This is a genomic window from Vibrio sp. NH-7 (assembly GCF_053643215.1).
In genome coordinates, this window is sequence record NZ_CM132187.1 from 774235 (window position 1) to 794034 (window position 19800).

Below are 19800 nucleotides of genomic sequence, written 5' to 3' on the forward strand. Positions count from 1 at the left end.
ACATTCATTTGTTACGTGTGAGCTAACCTTAGACTCCCTCAAACGAAGCGGTTTGGGCTCTCTTTATGATTGGCCGCCTGAGCCTCTAATTGCGCGACTTCCTCATCCAGTTGCGCAATCTTTTCAGCCATAAGTTGATGGCAGTGATCGGCGAGTGCACGAGCATCTTGTAGCTCATAGTTTGAGACATCAATGGGCGCTAACATTTCGGTGATGACAATGCCGTTGTTGGCGCGATTAAGTTGGATCTTGTTATGCGTGGTGCTGGTGCACATAGGGGTAATTGGCACGCCAGCTTCAATGGCCATACGAAACGCCCCCGTTTTAAACGGAAGTAAACCTCGCCCTTTACTGCGCGTCCCTTCCGGATAGACCCACACCGATAAGTCACGTTGGTGAATTGCCTCGGCGACTTGCTTGATGGTGTCCCGCGCTTTGGATTTGTCTTCTCGGTTGATCAAAATATTGCCGGTAATCCAATAAAGCTGTCCAAAAAAAGGAATCCACAGCAGATCGCGCTTACCCAGAGAGACCGCCCGAGGTCTGAGCATTCCGGGATCCGTAACAAAATCAAACACGCTTTGGTGGTTGGAAATATAGACACTGTTTTTTGGCGTTGGCGCGTTCTCTAATCCTCTTTGGATTAGCGTTAAGCCCACGATCTTGTGCAGTTGATTGAACCAGCGGCAAAAGAAATAGACGTGTTTTGGGTTCCTTGGACTAAACAAACAATAGATCAGGGCGAATAGGGTGGTAAACACCACAAAAACCGCAGCCAAGATTAAACGTAGAACAGCAAGCACAGCTAACTCCTTCTGGGCTCTAGGCGAGTAGAACGCATGGGTTGGAATAAGATTAGAGTTTTAATTCTATTTAACGAAATTGCAACAATTTTTCTGAGAGCTGTCGGTGGTAATCACTTTTGAAGCGATTTATGATGCAACGAGTTTAATCACCAATGTTGATTTATGTCTTCAACTCTCTCTTTTTACGAACAAAATGCCAACCAACTGATGGAGCAATACCAATCGGTGGCGTTTGAACGCGTGCATCAAAGTTGGCAGTCTTTCTGGCCATTGACAGGCGACAAGGTGCTTGATGTTGGCGCTGGAAGCGGAAGAGATGCGAAGTGGATGGCAGAGCAAGGTTGTGAGGTCATTGCGATTGAGCCTTGTCATTCATTGAGAGAGTTGGGCAATCAGTTTACGGGGCACTCTGTGACATGGTTGGATGACGCCCTGCCAGAGTTAACGGCGACACAAAACCTCGGGATGCGTTTTGATCTGATTTTGGTCAGTGCCGTTTGGATGCATTTGGCACCCAGCCACAGAGAGCGCGCGTTTCGAAAACTGTCTAATTTGCTGGCACCAAATGGTAAGTTGGTGGTTTCACTTCGTCATGGTGAGTTTGATGATACGCGTAAAAGCTTTCCTGTTTCTGTTGAGGAGTTAGAAAGGCTAGCGAAAAACAGCGCCTTACTCGTGCGAGAGATTTCAGACAGTGATGACCAAATGCGCCGTCAAGATGTGTGGTGGCAGACGGTTGTTTTAACACTGCCTGATGACGGTTCTGGTGATTTGAATAAAGTGCGCCACATTATCGTCAATGACAGCAAATCGGCGACGTATAAGTTAGCACTGTTAAGGACAATTTTACGGATTGCAGATGCGCATTCTGGTGCGGTGGTTGACCGCTCTGAAGGGAAAGTAGCCATTCCGTTGGGGTTAGTGGCCTTGTATTGGGTTCGCCAGTTTAAACGTCTGATCGATAAAGAAAACCTTCAGCAAAGCTCCGATGTGTCGAAAGGTTTGGGTTTTGTGAAGCCTGATGGTTGGGGCAAACTCGCACACTTGTCGGCGGATGATTTAGCGATTGGGGCGCTTTTTATCGATGGCGAGGCTAAAGCATTAGATAAAGCGATTCGTGACACCATCAGCACATTAAAGAGTGGCCCTGTTAAATTCACCTACCACGGCGATATTTCCAATCCTTACTTCCACATCCATCGAAAAACGCCCAAGAAATCTGATTCTTGCCTCATCGATAGTCAGTTTTTGCAAAGCTATGGTGTACTTACCTTAGATGAGAGTCTTTGGGACTGTTTCCGACTTTACCATGCGTGGATTGAACCTCTGGTAGTCAATCAATGGATCATGGAGATGCAGCGATTTAGTCGCAATCAAGAGCGAAACATCACGCTGCAAACCTATCATGACTGCTTGGTATGGCTGGATAAAGTCCACGATACTAAAGATGTCAGAAGCAGGGTTGATGAGCTGCGAGTTGCCGATATCGATGTTCGCAGTGTCTGGAGTGGTTCGAGTCTGGCAAAAGGGTATCACGTCGATCATTGCTTGCCGTTCGCCCATTGGCCAAATAATGACAGATGGAACCTTGTTCCAACCACAGCAAAAGAAAACCTAGATAAAAAAGATCGCCTGCCCGCCAAGAAGCGCTTGTCGGACTCTAAGCATCGTATTGTCAGTTGGTGGCAAACGGCTTGGGATTCTCCGAACGAGCAAACGCGATTTTTCTCAGAGGCCTCCTTGTCTCTACCCAATATTCCACCTCAGTGTCGCGACTTCGAGGAAGTCTTTGATGCGATGGGACTCCAAATCCGCGGCGTGAAAAGCCGCTTACTCGTCAATGAGTGGTAATAAGCGTCTCTCCTGAGCCCACTTTGTTCATATTTACCCACTTTTAGCGTTACTAAGTAATTGCTTTTTAAAGCCTTATTTTTCTATTGAGTGTTCACTCTTTTTATTTATTTGGTGATATTCAGTCTGGATATAGTGTATTTGCTCTATAAATTTTTGGTGATTTTATCAATCTGCCTTATAGCTAAAGCGCTTATGCATAGTCAGCTTTAATGACTAGACATAGCAAAAAAGTGAATAAAAATAGCTCAATAAGGAAACGAGCAGATGCACAACATTAATAATAAAACCAAGGGCTTATTTGCCCTTTCAACAATCGCAGTGGCTTTGGCCAGTACATCAGCAGTCAACGCAGCACCACTGATGGGGTTCAATGAGGCAGACTTGCCAACCAAATACATCGTTAAATTCAAGGAAGATGCGCCAGTGCCATTTTCACGCTCTGGTGAGGCTTTAATGGCTCCAACAGAGGTGCGTGAAAATGTACTGCAAGCGGTGCAAGCACGTCAGGTCGAAAGGCTAGGCTCAGACACGATTTACAGCGTTGAGATGGATGACAGTGAAGTGTCTAACCTACGTGGCAATGCACAAGTCGAGTATGTCGAGGTGGATCCGCCGCGCTACCTACTGAGTGAGACAACGCCATGGGGTTTTAACGCGGTGAACGCGCAGCTTCTTAGTGACGCCAATGCGGGTAATCGCACTGTGTGTATTATCGACTCGGGCTATGATCTTAGCCACAACGATTTGAGCGGTAACCGTGTGACTGGAACTAACGACAGCGGCACGGGCTCTTGGAGTTCTCCAGGTAATAACAATGCGCACGGCACTCACGTTGCGGGCACCATCGCGGCTATCGCTAACACGGAAGGTGTGAAAGGCGTGATGCCAAATCAAAACGTTAATCTGCACATTGTAAAAGTGTTCAATGAATCGGGTTGGGGCTATTCGTCAAGCCTAGTTAAAGCGATTCAAACCTGTGCGGACAACAATGCCGATGTGGTCAACATGAGCCTAGGGGGCAGTCAGTCGAGCCGCACGGAACAAAACGCGCTGCAAGATCTGTATGACCAAGGCGTATTGCTGATCGCGGCGGCGGGTAACTCTGGTAATACCGCACACAGCTATCCTGCATCTTACGATGCGGTGATGTCAGTTGCAGCGGTCGATACTAATAACGATCACGCGGCCTTCTCTCAAGCGACTGACCAAGTCGACATCGCAGCTCCGGGTGTGGCGGTACTGTCGACCGTTACGGTTGGCGAGGGTGTACTTTCTGACATTACCATCGGCGGTGTGAGCAACTTTGATCGCGGTGTGGTGCCGCATAACCGTAAGAGCAAAACATCGGGCAGCTACGTGTCGGATCCTGTTGCTGGCAGCGTGACTGGCGCGCTGGCAAGTTGTGATATCTCATCGGGCAGTTACAACTGTGGTGATATGAGCGACAAAGTCTGTTTGACTGAACGTATCGAAAACCAACGTAGCGGCGTTCGCCCGGAAATCGATCCTGTCAAAGCGTGTTACAACGCGGGGGCGAAAGCGGCGATTGTTTACAGTAACGCTGATTTGCCAGGTCTACAGAACCCATTTGTACTCGATGATTACGATCGCTACCGCTTGGTGTCGGTTACGGTTGACCGAGCGTTTGGTCTTGAGCTTGCTGGCCAAGTAGGTCAAGAGGTGGCGGTATCTACGACGACAGGAGAAGATTACGAGTACTACAACGGTACATCAATGGCAACGCCGCACGTGGCGGGTGTTGCTGGCTTGGTATGGAGCTACCACCCAACCTGTACGGCGCAGCAAGTACGTAAAGCGCTAACCGCGAGTGCGACGGATATTGATGTCGCAGGTCGTGATAACCGCACCGGCTATGGTCTAGTGAATGCTGATGCCGCCAAGACCTATTTAGACGCGGGCTGTAATGGTCCAGATGGTGGTCAAACGGACAATGTTTTGGAAAACGGTGTTGCAAAAGGCCCGCTATCAGGCGCATCTAAATCAGGCATCTTATTTACCTTTGACGTTCCAGCCGATGCCACGCAAGCCAGCTTTACGCTAGCAGGCGGCAGTGGTGATGCAGACATGTACGTACGCTTTGAAGGCACGCCAACAACGCGCACCTACGATTGTCGTTCATGGGAAAGTGGTAACAACGAGAGCTGTACGCTGAATGTGACGTCAGCAGGCACTTATCAAGTTCTGATTGATGGTTACTCTGCCTATTCTGGCGCGACGTTAACGGCCACTCACAATGGCAGTACGGGCGGTGGAAACTCTGGTGGTGAAGCGCCATCAAGCTACAGCAATACCAACGCGGTGAGCATCCCAGATAACAGTGCGTTAGGTGTTGTTAGCGATATTGATGTTCTGCGCTCGGGCGATTCAGGCACGGTTTCGATTGATGTTGATATTAGCCACAGCTACATTGGTGACCTTAAAGTAACGCTGACGTCGCCAACTGGCGGTCAAGTGGTGCTACACGAAAATACGGGTGGCTCGGCAAACGATATTAACACCAGCTACCAAGTGGATTTCACTGGCTTTGAATCCAAAGGTAAGTGGGAGCTTAAAGCAGTCGACAGTGCTCGCCAAGATACCGGTACGATCAACAGTTGGACACTATCCTTTCAGTAAGGAGTCAATATGAAGAAGCAAATCGTGGCAAGTGCGCTGTTTATGGTGCTTGCTGGTGGTGTAACGACATTGGTTGTCGCGGGCAACTCGGCGTTTCCTCCGGTGGATGACCGCGTCGCAGAGGCTGAGCAGCAAATGCCTCGTTTCTTTGTGAAGTATTATCCAGAAAAAGAAGGGCAAGCGCGTGCGCTTCTTCAGCAACATCAACTGGAAATTGTGGAAACCCTGAGCAAGCAAGAGGTGTTTGTGGTGAAGGGGAGCAAAGATAAGCTCGATCAACTCATCATTAGTGAGTTCATTGATTACATTGAGCCTGAGCCCATCCGCAGTTTGTACTCTCAATAAGCAAAACGCCCCGTTTGGGGCGTTTTTTGTAGCTTGCTATTCGCTTGGCAGTTCTTTGGCGACTTGACCCAGGGTGTCGACGATAACATCGATGTGCTGTTTTTCGATGATAAGCGGCGGCGACAAGGCGATGGTATTACCCATGCTGCGCACCATAACGCCCTTGTCATAACAACGCTTCAAAATATCGAAACCAATCGGTTTACCATGAGCGGGCTGGGCAAACTGTACCGCGCCAATCAAGCCATAGTTACGAATGTCGACGATAGAGCCGACCCCTTTAAGTGAGTGCAGCCCCTGCTCAAAGTATTGGCCGATTTCACCACTGGCTCTATTAAGTAGCCCTTCCTGCTCGTAGATATCGAGCGTCGCCAAACCCGCTGCACAAGCTACCGGATGACCGGAATAGGTGTAACCATGGAAGAATTCAACGCTGCCTAGTGGGGCACTGTTGACGACCGTTTGATAGATCTCGTCTTGAGCGAACACCGCGCCGAGTGGCACAACGCCACTGCTGATGCCTTTCGCTGAGGTAATCAAATCAGGAATCACATCAAACTCTTCGGCCGCAAATGCAGAGCCAAGGCGTCCCCATCCGGTAATCACTTCATCGAAAATCAAAACAATATCGTGTTGAGTACAGATTTCGCGTAAACGACGCAGGTATCCTTTTGGCGGGAGGATAACACCGCCCGCTCCTGAGATAGGTTCAACAATCACGGCTGCGATGGAGTCTGCGCCATGGAACTGAATGAGTCTTTCTAGTTGCTCGGCTTTTTCTACCCCATGTTCAGGCAGGCCGCGGCTAAAGGCGTTACGTTCAATATCGAGCGTATGATCCAGATGATCGGTTGGCAGCAGTGGGCCAAAGCCTTTGCGGTTTGGTGTTAAACCTCCCACAGAAATGCCGCCAAAGTTCACGCCATGGTAGCCAAGCTCGCGACCAATCAATTTGAACTTTCCAGTGTTGCCTTTGGCTTGTTGGTAAGCCAGTGCGATTTTTAGTGCGCTTTCGACGGCTTCAGAACCAGAGTTAGTAAAGAAGACTTTGTTTAGCCCCGGCGGTGTGTATTTAACCAATCGCTCGGCGAACTCAAACCCAATGTCGTGACCAAAGTTAAACGGCGAGCTGTAATCCAACTCGGCCACTTGTTTTGCCATCGCCTCGCCAATTTCTTTGCGTCCATGACCAGCGTTGACACACCAAAGGCCGGCGGTAGCGTCAAGCAGTTGGGTATTTTGGTCTGAGTAGCAATACATGCCTTCAGCTCGATTAATGATACGAGGGTTCTGTTTGAAATCACGGTTCGCGGTAAATGGCATCCAGAAGGCATCGTAACTGACTTTTCTTTCCATGTTCGACAAGCTCTGCGGTTGTTAATGTTGCAGAGATGTTATCGATGCCAGTAGGGCGGTAAAATCACGCGCGATAAATATAAAGGTTTAGATACATCAAACTTTCTCTGTGTCGCTTTGCTTTAGCGTGCCTTGGAGAAAATCAACAAAGGCTTTTGCGGCGGTCGATAGATAGTGACTCGATTTCCAACCAATGCCCAGTTGCAAAGGGATCGGCGGGTCAAATGGGATCGCTTTTAACTCGGGATCATCGGCGACCAAAATGGGCAGACAGGTGCCAATTCCGACTTGGCGCCTAACCATGGATTTGAGTAGTTCAGGGAGGTTGGTCTCAAAATGCACTTGCGGGGTGAGTTTGTTTTGCTGGCAATAGCTGTTCACCGTTTCACGCAAAAAGTAGCCGTTTTTAAACAGCACTAAAGGTTGTTGGCAAAACTCATCAAGGGTGATGGCGCTGCGCTTTGCGAAAGGGTGAGAGATAGGTACACAAGCGGCGATTTGATCTTGAGCGAGCAAACTTTGGCGGATTTGTTCGTGCTCGCGATCGCCACGAATAAGGGCCAAGTCAAGCTCACCGTTAACCAGCATTTGTGCCAATGTCGCGGTCCCTGCCTCGTGAATGTTGATTTGAATACCTGGGTAGGCTTTTTTGAACTGCTCTAACGCATCGGGCAGAAAGTAAGAGGCGAGCATTGCCGGGGCACCAAACTTGATCACTCCGCTTGTCAGCCCTTTGAGCTCTTGGAGCTCTTTTTCCGCTTGTTCGACATCTTCCAAAATGATTTTGGCGTGGCGCAGTAGCACTTGGCCTTCGGCGGTCAGGCTCATTTGTCGTTCGGTGCGGTTCACCAGTTTTAGACCGAGCTGCTGCTCAAGTTTTTTGATACTGGTACTTAAAGCGGACTGCGCAATCCCTAGCTGATCCGCCGCCTTGGTGAAGTTACCGGTCTTGGCCAGTTGATTGAAATAGTGCAAGCGTTTGAGATCCATTATTAACTCACTATCTATTTTGTATATGAAAACTATACATACCATATATTGTTAATATGATCTCGCAATCGTTATAGTTTTGTTAACTCAAGTGTCGACGCTTAGCCAAAACAACAAATGACGACAACGGCAGATTTGCTGCTTAGCCAAATAAGGAAGTGAAACAATGAACATTGCGAAGGTTTTTAATCAAAACGTCGAAGAACGTAGCGGGTTTACCATCTCTTTGCACCCAGAAAGCCCACGTTTACAAGTGGTGACGTTAGCCAAAGAAACCTTGGATGCCTTTGGCGATTTAATCCAAAACTACAATTTGCAATCGTTGGAATACAAGCCATTTCTCCGCTTTGCAGTGGCTGATGCATTGGACAAAGCGTGTGATTATCAACTTGGTAAGTTCTTGGTCGAAACGATGGAAGATCGTGAAACTGGCGCGTTTCTACTGGAGCCGTCTGAAGAGGCGAAAGCGGCATTTGACGACAGTGATGAGCAGCGCGACTTCTTTGTCATCTTATCCACTGCGATTTCTCACCTTATCGGGATTCCTAACTTCGACGCGATGTATGGCAAATATTACGCGCGCTTCACAGTAAAAAATGAGGACAACAGTGATAGTTACTTGCGTCAAGCGCATCGTCGTATGGAGCTGCACAATGATGGTACTTACGTGAATGAGCGTACCGATTTTGTCCTGATGATGAAAATGGATGAGAAGAACATGCAAATGGGGGACTCGCTGCTGCTTCATGTGGATGATTGGCAAGACCTTGAGCGTTTTTATCATCACCCAATGGCGAAGAAAAACATTGTTTGGGGGGCGCCACCGAGTAAAAATGTTGGCTACACCATCGAGCATCCAGTGTTCTTTGAAGAGGACAAGAATGGTAAACCGCACATGTTGTTCATTGACCAGTTTGCTCAACCACAGAACATGCAGCAAGGGCTCTATTTGCATCAGATGAGCGAGTCACTAGAGAGTGACAGCAACTGTTTCAATGTTCGCGTCAACGTTGGCAGCATGCTGGTGGTACAAAACCACTGTTGGCTGCATGGTCGCGATAAGTTCGTCGCGCACGAAGGGTTGAAGCGTGAACTGTTGCGCCAACGCGGTCACTTTACGCGTTAGCGGCTAGCCTCTAAACGGGGCGTATAGTCAAACGGCTTTGCTGGGGAGTGGTGAAGCCGTTTCGCTATAAACAACAATAACAACGGCAGTGAAGGAGCAGGTAAGCGTGGAAAAAATGTATGACTACATCGTAATTGGTGGTGGCATTGTGGGTGTCTCGACAGCGTGGCAGTTGCAAAGTCGCTATCCAGAGAAAACGATATTGCTGATCGAAAAAGAATCGGGCTTTTCGCACCATCAAACTGGTCACAATAGCGGCGTGATTCATGCGGGCGTTTACTATGCTCCGGGCAGTTTAAAGGCAGAGTTTTGTAAAGCAGGCGTGGCAGCGACAACGGAGTTCTGCGCCAAACACGATATCCCAGTGGAGAACTGTGGCAAGTTGCTGGTGGCAACCTCAGAGCAAGAAGTCGAGCGGATGCAAGCACTGTACGAGCGTTGTCATCAAAATGGCTTAGACGTAGAACTGATCGATCAAGCTGAGCTGAAAAGGCGTGAACCGAACATCGTGGGCTTGGGCGCGATTGCAGTATCGACCACCAGCATTGTCAACTATCGCCAAGTGACGGAAAAAATGGCGCAGGAGTTCGTTGCCGCGGGTGGTGAAGTGCAGCTCAACACTCAAGTAACGGGACTGGTGGAAACGCCTGAGCTGATCACGGTTCAAGGTGAGTGTCAGCAGCATAGCGTCGATTTTCATGGTCAGTTCTTGGTCGCTTGTTCAGGGCTAATGGCCGACAGATTAACCCGTATGCTGGGCCTCGAAACCGATTTCCAAATTGTGCCTTATCGCGGCGAGTACTACCGTTTGCCAGAGAAGTACAACAACATCGTTAATCACCTTATCTACCCGATCCCTGATCCTGATTTGCCGTTTTTGGGTGTTCACTTAACACGGATGATCGATGGTTCAGTGACGGTTGGCCCCAACGCGGTCCAAGGCTGGAAGCGTGAAGGTTACGGCAAAATTAATTTCAACTTGCGCGATGTGCTCGACATGGTGAGCTTCAGCGGATTTTGGAAAGTGAGCGCCAAACACCTCAAAACAGGCTTAATTGAAACAAAAAACTCGTGGTGGAAACCGGGCTATTTAAAGCTGGTTAATAAATACTGCCCGCAGATAACCGTAGAGGATCTGCAGCCCTACCCAGCGGGTATTCGCGCACAAGCCGTGTTAAAAGATGGCACCTTAGTGCATGACTTTTTGTTTGCGGAAAGTGAGCGCAGCTTGCATGTTTGCAATGCGCCATCGCCTGCGGCCACCTCTGCCATTCCAATCGGTGGTTATATTTGTGACAAAATTGCCACCAAACAGGGGATAGGCAATCCTCAGCAAGATTCAAATGAGCCTATCTCAGAGGTCGCATAACGATTAAATTCCCTTGAGTCAAAAGCCTGAACATCGCTTCAGGCTTTTTGCTTTTTGGTGCACACGGCGCACCGCTATTTATTATGCTTGCGGTAGTAATCGCGCATGGTCTTAATAAATAGTGAGCGCACCTTGTTCAGCGCATTGGTCTTTTTGGTAATGGCCATGATCTCAAGGTGGTAGTAGCGACGCTCTGGTGCGATTGTTACCAGCTCACCAGAGTCAACGTAAGGTTTGGCGTAGTGTTCTGGCAAGTAACCAATAAAGCGCGAAGAGAGCAACAGCGCCATGCGAGACTCATAGTTGTACGCAGTGGCTTTGAGGTTCATATTGGCAAGATGGCCGTTAATGCGCTCTTGGGTTTTCATTCCGGCATAGGCGACGGGGAAGCCGTCAATGATCTCATCGGTCAGTTCGTCATCAGACAGCGCCGCCAACGGATTCTCTTTACTCGCATAGAGGTAGCAAATGTCGGTATAGATATGTTCGTATTCCAATCCATCCAACTCACGGTGAAAAGGAATAAAGCCAATATCGGCCTCTTCTTGCATTACCATGCGCTCAATTTCTGTCATCCGAGCGACTTCGGCGGTGAGATAGACCTCTTGTGCCAATTTTGAAAACTTACCAACCACCTCAGGAATGCAGGCTCGTTGATCTAAACTGATGGTGTCACTAAACAGAACTGTCAGGCTGCCTGACAGCTGTATGTCTAGGTGATTGATCGTGTTTCGAAAATCCTCCAGTTCGCCGAGCAGTTTGACTGTCGCTTCATAGACAACCACGCCTTCTTCGGTTAGCGCAAAGCCAGAACGGCCACGACGGCAGAGGATGAGATTAAGTCGAGACTCCAAGTTTGAAATGTGGATACTGATGGTGGAGCGGCTGATATTCAGCTCGGTTTCCGCCGCAGAAAAGCCACCGCAATCTGCGACAACTTTAAAGATTTTGAGTTGCTTGATTTCGTAGTCACCAATTTGACCGACAGGCGAAGGGTTTTTAGTCATAGTTTTAGGCTCATAAAACTTCATGTTTAGCCAAGGGCATTTATATACCTCGGCTGTTTGTTATTATTTTGTTATGTGTTTTGGTGATTATGCGCGATTTAGATTGATTAATCTTTGACGTTGATAATATTTATAACAGTAGGAATCTAAGTGATGAGAGATTTGGTTCTATCCCAAGGTTGGATAAACGGAGAATGGGTCGATGCTAACGATGGTAAGCGAGTCGAGGTACTCAATCCCGCGACCGGAGATGTCATTACCACTGTGCCAGATATGGGAAAAGTGGAATCGGAAGCCGCGGTTAACGCAGCGCATACGGCATTCCAAGAGTGGCGTAAAACCACGGCGAAGCATCGTGCGGGATTACTCAAACGTTGGTTTGACTTGATTGTTGAAAACGCGGATGGGCTCGCTAAGTTGCTGACTAGTGAGCAAGGTAAGCCTTATAAAGAAGCCTACGGAGAAGTGATGTATGGCGCGTCGTTTATCGAATGGTTCGCTGAAGAAGCGAAGCGAATGTACGGCGATGTGATTCCTGCTGCCAACCCTAACAATCGCTACATGACCATAAAACAACCCGTCGGTGTTGTGAGTGCCATTACGCCGTGGAACTTTCCAGTTGCGATGATCACCCGCAAAGTCGGCCCTGCGCTCGCGGCGGGCTGTACCGTGGTGGTAAAACCTGGTGAAGATACGCCGTTGTGTGCATTGGCGATGGCTTCTCTTGCTGAGCAAGTAGGTATTCCTAAAGGGGTGATTAACGTGGTGACCACGTCTCGCCCAGCCGAAGTTGGTGAGGTACTGTGCTGCCATCCTTTAGTTCGTAAGGTGTCATTTACGGGGTCCACTCCCGTTGGCAAACTGATTTTGCGTCAAGCGGCTGATACGGTGAAAAAGGTCTCCCTTGAGCTGGGCGGTAACGCGCCATTTATTGTTTTTGAGGACGCAGATCTAGACAAAGCAGTGCAGGGTGCGTTGATTTCCAAGTATCGTAATGCCGGTCAAACCTGCGTTTGTACCAACCGTTTGTACATCCATGATGCGATTTACGATGAATTTGTACAGCGCTATACCCAAGCTGTGAGTGAGCTGAAAGTTGGTCAAGGTCTTGCAGAAGGAACGGACATCGGGCCTCTGATTAATCAAAAAGCCATCGACAAAGTGGACGAGCTGGTGGCAACGGCGCAGCAACAAGGTGCCCAGTTAGTGCTAGGCGGCGCGGTCTCATCGGTCGGTGAGCACTATTACCTACCGACGATTTTAACGAATGTGACCGAAGCGATGGATATTGCGCATCAGGAGTTGTTTGGCCCGGTCTCTACGATATTCCGTTTCGATGATGAACAAGATGTGATCCGCCGAGCCAATGACACCCCATTTGGTCTGGCTGCCTATTTTTATACCCAAAACCATAGCCGTGTGTGGCGAGTGAGTGAGGCGCTGGAATACGGCATTATCGGCATCAATGAAGGCATTATCTCAACCGAAGTTGCGCCGTTTGGTGGCGTGAAAGAGTCTGGTTGCGGGCGTGAAGGATCCAAATACGGTATTGATGATTATTTAGAGATCAAATACCTCTGTCACGGGTTGTAATCAACTCGTTTAAAACAGTTTCCCTATCATTGTTAGTTTGTTCAGGCCCCCTGGGGTTCATGCTTTGAGCAGCACTTCGGTGCTGCTTTTTTTGTTTTTGTAGTTTGTAACAGGTGCATAGTTAAGCACCAAAAATGAAAAGGTTTGATGATGGTAAAACTTTAGGTGGATAAATATGAATTTAATAAATGTAAATGAATTGTAATTATTTCTAACAAGGTGACAACGAGGAAGAGAAATGTCACGTCAATACTGTGCCTGACTCAGTCAGAGTAAACAGGAATAATTCAAGGAGAACCTTCATGTTTAAAACCTTACGCAAGCTGCACTCTAAAAGCATTACCAAGATGGTCGCAGGGTACGCACTGGCCATTTCCAGTACTTTTTTTACTGCGTCGCAAGCCTTTGCCGCTGAGCATAACTGGCGTTTTGTAAACCTTTATTCACGCGGTACCGCTTATGGTGAGGTGTATAAAAGCTTTGCGGAAAATATTGAAGCGATGTCGAACGGACGAATCTCAGTACAAGTTATGTATGCCGGAGAAGGCGTTGGACAAACTGGCGTTCTTGGCTCGGTGAAATCTGGCTTAATGACCATGGGAGCGCCTTTTCAGCCAATGCATGCGGGTGAGTTTCCTGCCGGCGTGGTGGAAGTTGGTCTACCGGGAATGACGGACGATGTCGGTGAACTCAGCGCGCTATTCCACGAAAAAGGTTGGGGTGACGTTTTAGAGGAGGCTTATGACAAACAAAACCTTGTTTGGCTAGAACCTTACATTCAGTTGCCTGTTTACGTATTAACCAAAAAGCCGATTAACTCCGTGGAAGAGTTTAAAGGGCTGAAGATCCGCGCGCCAGGGGCATACGGTAAGTTCCTTCGCAATCTAGGCGCTTCACCTGCCTCACTTTCTTGGAGTGAAATCTACACCAGTCTAGCCACTGGGGTTATTGATGGCTCAATTGGTAGTAACCTCATCGACCACCGAGATGGTAACCACGTCGAAGTTGCGAAGTACATGTACCGCTTACCGATTGCTGGCGCTCAGGCGTTGCCAATCGTGGTGAACAAAAGCGCGTGGAACAAACTTCCTGAAGATCTACAAGCGATCGTTCGAGCGGCAAGCGCAGTACATGCTCGTGAGCAGATGACAAAGTCGAGACTGTGGGAATCTCAAGCTATCGCAGATATGGAAGCGAAAGGCATGAAGTGGAGCCCAGAGCCAAGTGCTGAAGATGTGGCGAAATGGAACGATGCGGCAGGCTCACTGTGGAGCGAGTACGCCGATTCAGACAAGTACAGCCAACGTCTAATTAAGATTGTACAAAATAACTAAAACTTGCCCACTTCGCTTTGTTCAAATCTTGGGGTAGATATCGAATTACAGGCGAAGTGGTCAATCTAGGGGGCTTGCCCCCTTTTCTCATTTGCTGGCAGGGATAGCGTCTATGTTAAGTAAGGTTTTGGCAGCGTATTGCCTTGGTATTAATCGCTTGGTTTATTGGATTGGTGTGTCCGCATCGGTATTGATGCCGATATTAGCACTCACCGTTGCCTTTGAAGTGTTCTCTCGTTACGTGCTTGGTAAACCCACTATTTGGGCATATGACGTGTCATTGTTTCTGTTTGGCTATATTGCTGCCTTGGGTGGCGCGTTAGCCCAGCAGAATAAAGCGCACATCAATGTGGATGTGTTCTACCTTTCCGTTTCTATGCGCGTTCGCTCGCTGTTTAATCTCGTTTCTTATTCACTGGCAATCTTCTTCTTGTCGGTTGTGCTGATGATGGCACTGGGCAAGTTTGAAGAAGCGATTGAGTTTAACTATCGACGCCAATCCGAGTGGGCTCCGTCTATGGCTCATTTCTGGGTGATGATGATGGTGGCATGCGGCGCATTTATTGTTCAATTTACCAGTGACATGATCCAAGACCTTTACTATGTGGTGACGGGAAAATCGCTGATTGAACAGCAGGTTGAAGAGCAACAACCAAGCGAAAGCTTACTTGAACAGGCGGGGGATGTATGAGTATTGAAGTATTAACCCTGCTGTTAATCGGCTGTATTTTATTTAGTTTCGCACTCGGTGCGCCGGTTGGCCTTGCTCTGGGCGGCATTGCTATGGGCATGGGGTACATGACGTGGGGAGAGGGAATTTTTAACCTTGTGCCTACTACGATAGAAAGTAACTTTTTCAGTTTTATCTTGCTCGCTATTCCGCTTTACATCTACATGGGGCAATTGCTGACTCGCTCTGGGATTGGTGATGCGATGTTCAACGCCAGCCAAATGGTGATAGGCCGTTTGCGAGGATCGTTGGCGATCAGCGTGATCGGCGTTTGCTCAATGATTGGGGCGATGGTTGGCATCATCGGTGCGGGCATCATGACGTCAGGCAGTATCGCGCTCAAGCCAATGCTTGAAAGAGGTTATGACAAGCGATTGGCTCTCGGGGTCATTATGGCGGGCGGTGGTTTGGGGATTCTGATCCCGCCGAGCATTCCAATGATAATGTATGCCGCGACGACGCAAAACTCGGTTGGGCGTATGTTTCTTGCCGCCATCATCCCCGCGCTTATCTCGATCAGCTTGCTGATTGCTTATGTCATTATTAGTTGCAAGCTCAACCCAAAAAAAGCGCCGTTAGGCACAGGTGTGGAAAGCAGCATGACAGGCAAAGAGAAGGTGCGAACAGCTCGTGATGGTTTGTTCTCACTACTGCTGATTGTTGCTGTACTTGGCAGTATTATAACGGGGATTGCGACGCCCACTGAGTCGGGAGCAATTGGTGTGGTTGGCGCCATTTTGCTTGCGGTGATCTTTAAACGCTTCCGTTTTGAGATGTTTAAGTCATCAGGGTTTGAAACGGCCATGTTGGTCAGCGTGTCGATGTGGATCATTCTCGGCGCATCTTTGTTTAGTAATTTCCACATGCTCAGTGGAGTGCAAAACATGGTGGCGCAAATTACCCAAGATCTCGGCTTGCCTCCGCTTGGCGTCATCATATTACTGCAGGTTATCATGCTGCTTCTGGGCTTCATCATTGATGAGCTGATCATTGTATTAATGTGTGCACCACTCTTCACACCGATTGTGGTATCGCTGGGCTATGACCCGATATGGTTTGGCATTTTGATGATTTTGAACATCGAAATCGCGGTCCAAACACCGCCATATGGGTTTGCCCTTTTCTATCTCAAAGGTATTGCGCCGCCGGGGGTGAGCATGATGGATATCTACCGTTCGATATTGCCATTTATCTTGCTCAAGCTCTGCGTCTTGGTGCTTTGTATGCTGTTCCCTGAAGTGGTGATGTGGCTGCCTAATAAAGTGATGGGAGTAAGTTGATATGAGCCTGCAACGAATCTTAATGCCAGTAGATTTGGCTTACCCAGATGTGGTTAAACTAGAGGTTGAAATGGCACTCAAATTGATTGCTGAAGATGGGGTTATCGACATGCTGTATGTGGATGATGCCAGAGTGCACCACAGTATGGTTCCGACGGTGACAGGAAACGCGTTTTCTGAACACCACCTTAGTGCCTTTGACCGCGTACAAATCATGCTTGAACAGCTTGTTCCTCGGCCACATCGCGGCAAAAGTATCGTCAGAAATGGCGTTGTGTTTGATGAAGTCGTGGCTCAAGCCAAGCGTTCAAATGCGGATGCCATCGTGATGGCGTCTGCCAAACCTAGGTTAGGTTCCTATTTGTTGGGTTCGAATGCCGCCAAAGTGGTGCGTCATGCGCCGTGTTCGGTGTTTGTCGTTCGTTAAAAGCTGAACAATAGAGCCTGAGCCGAAACTTGGGCTCTATTTGGAGATTCAGTCTAATCCATTGATTTGCTTTATTAGATCTAAAAACAGCGCTTTGCCAATCGGAATCAGTTGGTCATCGAAGTCGTAGTCTGGGTTGTGAAGCTGTGGGCTAGTTTCTCCTGCGCCTAGGGCAAACATCGCACCTTGTTTCGCGACCGCGGTAAACTGGCCGAAATCTTCTGACCAGCGCATTGGCTCGTCCATCAATACATAGTCAGTATTTGTGTGGCGACATGCAGCCACGACCCGCTTGCATCCTTCATCGCTATTGACGCTCGCTTGGAAGACATCATCGTAAGAAAAGCTCACCTCAAGCCTAGACTCCTTAGCATACAAACGAGCCCAAGTTTCTGCTTGCTCAACCAAGGTTTGCATGCACAAGTTTGTTTCACTGCGTAACGTTGCCATAACCACCGCTTCACCTGGAGAGGTGCCGAACGCCACTTCCCCAAGTTTGGCGTGGATAACCGTCACCCAACTTTTACCCTTGAGCCCTTGCTGTGTAAGTAGTGTTGGCAGTTGGTTGAGCTGTTGAATAATTTGGCACATGGCAATCGCTGGGCTAATGCCATCTTCTGGATGGGCTGCGTGTGAGGTTTTTCCACTCAATTTGATGATCAGCCCGCGAGAGGCGCAATTGAAGGTGCCGCTTCTTACTGCCACCTTGCCAAGCGCTAGCCCCGGATAATTGTGCAATGCAAAGGCGTAGTCTGGCAGAATCTTGGCAAATTGCGCATCTTTTACTACATCAATGGCACCCGTTCCGGTTTCTTCTGCGGGTTGAAAGCAAAGCACAACGCGCCCATTTTTCGGTCTTTGATCACTTAATGCTGCTCCTAGCGATGAAACAATCGCCATATGACCATCGTGGCCGCATTTATGGGAAACCCCATCCACGACTGAGCGGTGATCAAACTGATTGATTTCTTGGATGGGCAACGCATCGAGTTCACTACGAATCAAGGTGGTAGGGCCCGCCTGTGCGCCATTAAACACAAAGGCTAAACCATGACCGCCCAAGTTTCGATAGGTTTCATCCGGCGAAAATTGCTCGAATAGTGATTCAACGCGTGCGGCTGTATTTGCCTCGCAACACGATAACTCAGGGTGTTGATGAAGCTCCTTCCGTAAGTCAGTCAGTTGAGCGTGGGTTAGCATGGGCGGTTCCTAGTTCTGGATCTGAGCAATAAGGTTTTGACTATACGCCGAGCCAAAACCTCAGACATTGATGAGGCTCTGATTATTGAATGTGCCCAGCTTGGAAGAGTGGGACTTAGCCTTCTGCTAACATTCATCGATGGGCTTAGACGGCTTTATTTCAACGACATTGCCCTCAGGATCGGTGAGGTAGACTGAACGACCAAATCCTTGGGCTCCATAGCGCTCTGCAAAGTCTTCCACGGTAATGTTGTGGCGATTGAGATATTCTCGCAGTTGTTGCTCGTCAAAAGGTGCGACCTGAAGGCAAAAGTGATCCATGTTGCGTCCATTTTGGCGTGGTGGTTCACCGCCAAGTTTCCCGAGTTCACTGTCTACTGTCACAATATCAATCAAGGCACTGCCTGCCCGCAGCTGCGTTAAGCCAAGATCAGGCAGTTCTCGCTCAAGCTGACACCCCAAAATTTGCTGATAGAAGTGGAGCATGGCGTCAAGTTTAGTGGTGCGTAGCACGACATGATCGAGTGCAAGAACCGAAATCGGTGAATGAGCAGTCATTAAAATACTCCGAGTCGTAGTACAAATCAGTATATACCGCACGACGTGATTATCTAGGATCAGACTTTGACGCTATGCCCCTAAATGCACCAATGTCACTCCAAATTGTCACTAATCCTAAAGTTTAGCTCAAACTATTTTCGTAAATAGATGGCGAAGAGAACGCGCACAGCAAAGTTCATTTTTTTATGTATGAAGGGAAATACTCACTCGATGAATACCTCGATTTAGCGTGGATGTCATCGTCGTATTAAATAACGATGGGTAGTCCGCGACTTGGATTGAGAGCATTGCAAAAATCGTTATTCAAGGCACACTACCTCTATATAAGTATATCTTTTTTGGGAATGCCATGTTTTACCTCAAGCGAGCTTCTATGATGCTCGCGGCGTCGATATTTAGTGCTTCAAGCCTTGCTAAAGTCGCTCCTATCTCACAATGGCAATGTGACATGATGCTCAAGACCAACGTGTTAGCTCAGGGCGCGCCAGTGGGGTGTGAGCGCCTATCCAAAGTAGACTTTGAGTTTATCGATTTTCAAGGGCAGTCAAAGCAGGGGAGTGTGATTGTTCTTGATGTCGTTGCGCCTTCAGTTGAGAAAATATTTTCTGATCTCAAACAGCGAAACTTCCCTCTACACTCTGCTCGCTTAATGCGAGAGTTCAAAGGCGATGATGATGCCTCAATGAACGCTAATAACAGCAGTGCTTTCAACGCGAGGCCAATAACCGGTGGTTCCAGCTGGTCTAAACATGCCTATGGTGTCGCGATTGATATCAACCCAGTGCAAAACCCATTCTTAGAGTTTAGTGATAACGGCACTATTAAGGTTAAGCCGATTCAGTCAGCGGCCAAGTACATTAACCGAACTCAGTTTAGAGCAAGAGATGAAATAGAACGCTCAGGTATGGCGGAAGCGGTGGTGGATCTCTTTGCTCATCATGGTTTTCTAATTTGGGGCGGGGATTGGAACACACCCATCGATACTCAGCACTTTGAAGTTGGCTCTAGGCAGTTCGTAAACCAATTAGTTTCCAAACCTAAGCCTGAAGCGACGAAACTGTTTAACCGTTATATCGTGTCGTACCGAACGTGCTACCTGCGAAACAAAGCGCAAGGGGTAGAGAAAGCGAGAGCGATGTGTGCTTATAAAACGGTAAATGCATTCTAGTAGAGAATCAAATACCT

General features: G+C 48.3%; 17 protein-coding genes. 11 read left to right on the plus strand and 6 right to left on the minus strand.

The annotated features are described in order from the left end of the window. Window positions 1-38 precede the first annotated feature (38 nt). Complete coding sequence (locus ACUALS_RS03735) at window positions 39-803, minus strand: 1-acylglycerol-3-phosphate O-acyltransferase (RefSeq protein WP_038189871.1); 765 nt, start codon at window positions 801-803, stop codon at window positions 39-41. A gap of 165 nt (window positions 804-968) precedes the next feature. Here ACUALS_RS03735 and ACUALS_RS03740 point away from each other — a divergent pair, with 165 nt between their 5' ends. The 3 genes from ACUALS_RS03740 to ACUALS_RS03750 all read left to right on the plus strand — a co-directional run bounded on the left by ACUALS_RS03740 (window position 969) and on the right by ACUALS_RS03750 (window position 5642). Further along, window positions 969-2657 carry a methyltransferase domain-containing protein gene (locus ACUALS_RS03740; RefSeq protein ID WP_454448891.1) on the plus strand — a complete coding sequence of 563 codons (1689 nt, stop codon included), beginning with the start codon at window positions 969-971 and terminating at the stop codon, window positions 2655-2657. Between the two features lie 267 nt (window positions 2658-2924). Beyond that, on the plus strand, window positions 2925-5297 hold the full coding sequence (locus tag ACUALS_RS03745) for a S8 family serine peptidase (protein WP_454448892.1): 2373 nt from the start codon (window positions 2925-2927) through the stop codon (window positions 5295-5297). 9 nt (window positions 5298-5306) lie between these two features. Then, on the plus strand, window positions 5307-5642 hold the full coding sequence (locus ACUALS_RS03750; protein WP_454448893.1) for an ATPase: 336 nt from the start codon (window positions 5307-5309) through the stop codon (window positions 5640-5642). Window positions 5643-5678: 36 nt separating this feature from the next. Here the strand turns inward: ACUALS_RS03750 and ACUALS_RS03755 are convergent, their stop codons facing one another. Beyond that, window positions 5679-6998, minus strand: coding sequence for an aminotransferase class III-fold pyridoxal phosphate-dependent enzyme (locus tag ACUALS_RS03755; RefSeq protein ID WP_454448894.1), 1320 nt, complete (start codon window positions 6996-6998; stop codon window positions 5679-5681). Window positions 6999-7094: 96 nt separating this feature from the next. Beyond that, on the minus strand, window positions 7095-7988 hold the full coding sequence (locus ACUALS_RS03760) for a LysR family transcriptional regulator (protein WP_005471500.1): 894 nt from the start codon (window positions 7986-7988) through the stop codon (window positions 7095-7097). A gap of 166 nt (window positions 7989-8154) precedes the next feature. On the opposite strand from ACUALS_RS03760, the gene glaH reads away from it, so the two are divergent. Together glaH and lhgO are read left to right on the plus strand one after the other, a co-directional pair. Further along, window positions 8155-9114, plus strand: coding sequence for a glutarate dioxygenase GlaH (gene glaH, locus ACUALS_RS03765; protein WP_454448895.1), 960 nt, complete (start codon window positions 8155-8157; stop codon window positions 9112-9114). Window positions 9115-9220: 106 nt separating this feature from the next. Then, the gene (gene lhgO, locus ACUALS_RS03770) at window positions 9221-10483 is read left to right on the plus strand and encodes an L-2-hydroxyglutarate oxidase (protein ID WP_454448896.1); all 1263 of its coding nucleotides are present in this window, start codon (window positions 9221-9223) and stop codon (window positions 10481-10483) included. A gap of 74 nt (window positions 10484-10557) precedes the next feature. Here the strand turns inward: lhgO and ACUALS_RS03775 are convergent, their stop codons facing one another. Next, window positions 10558-11490, minus strand: a complete 933-nt coding sequence (locus ACUALS_RS03775) for a LysR family transcriptional regulator (RefSeq protein ID WP_038215375.1) — start codon at window positions 11488-11490, stop codon at window positions 10558-10560. A 153-nt stretch (window positions 11491-11643) separates the two neighbouring features. Here ACUALS_RS03775 and ACUALS_RS03780 point away from each other — a divergent pair, with 153 nt between their 5' ends. The 5 genes from ACUALS_RS03780 to ACUALS_RS03800 all read left to right on the plus strand — a co-directional run bounded on the left by ACUALS_RS03780 (window position 11644) and on the right by ACUALS_RS03800 (window position 16854). Beyond that, window positions 11644-13083: an NAD-dependent succinate-semialdehyde dehydrogenase gene (locus tag ACUALS_RS03780; RefSeq protein ID WP_454448897.1), complete on the plus strand. Its 1440-nt coding sequence runs from the start codon at window positions 11644-11646 to the stop codon at window positions 13081-13083. A gap of 302 nt (window positions 13084-13385) precedes the next feature. Beyond that, a complete protein-coding gene (locus ACUALS_RS03785) occupies window positions 13386-14417 on the plus strand; it encodes a TRAP transporter substrate-binding protein (protein WP_038189890.1) in 1032 nt (343 codons plus the stop codon). Between the two features lie 112 nt (window positions 14418-14529). Beyond that, window positions 14530-15108, plus strand: a complete 579-nt coding sequence (locus ACUALS_RS03790; protein ID WP_005471461.1) for a TRAP transporter small permease subunit — start codon at window positions 14530-14532, stop codon at window positions 15106-15108. Further along, window positions 15105-16427: a TRAP transporter large permease gene (locus tag ACUALS_RS03795; protein WP_454448898.1), complete on the plus strand. Its 1323-nt coding sequence runs from the start codon at window positions 15105-15107 to the stop codon at window positions 16425-16427. Before ACUALS_RS03790 ends, ACUALS_RS03795 begins: the two co-directional genes overlap by 4 nt. Window position 16428: 1 nt before the next feature. Continuing rightward, window positions 16429-16854, plus strand: a complete 426-nt coding sequence (locus ACUALS_RS03800) for a universal stress protein (RefSeq protein WP_454448899.1) — start codon at window positions 16429-16431, stop codon at window positions 16852-16854. A gap of 48 nt (window positions 16855-16902) precedes the next feature. Here the strand turns inward: ACUALS_RS03800 and ACUALS_RS03805 are convergent, their stop codons facing one another. Together ACUALS_RS03805 and ACUALS_RS03810 are read right to left on the minus strand one after the other, a co-directional pair. Next, on the minus strand, window positions 16903-18054 hold the full coding sequence (locus tag ACUALS_RS03805) for an amidohydrolase (protein ID WP_454448900.1): 1152 nt from the start codon (window positions 18052-18054) through the stop codon (window positions 16903-16905). Window positions 18055-18180: 126 nt separating this feature from the next. Further along, window positions 18181-18612, minus strand: a complete 432-nt coding sequence (locus ACUALS_RS03810) for a VOC family protein (protein ID WP_454448901.1) — start codon at window positions 18610-18612, stop codon at window positions 18181-18183. A 376-nt stretch (window positions 18613-18988) separates the two neighbouring features. On the opposite strand from ACUALS_RS03810, the gene ACUALS_RS03815 reads away from it, so the two are divergent. Next, complete coding sequence (locus ACUALS_RS03815) at window positions 18989-19783, plus strand: M15 family metallopeptidase (protein ID WP_454449218.1); 795 nt, start codon at window positions 18989-18991, stop codon at window positions 19781-19783. Window positions 19784-19800: the final 17 nt, after the last annotated feature.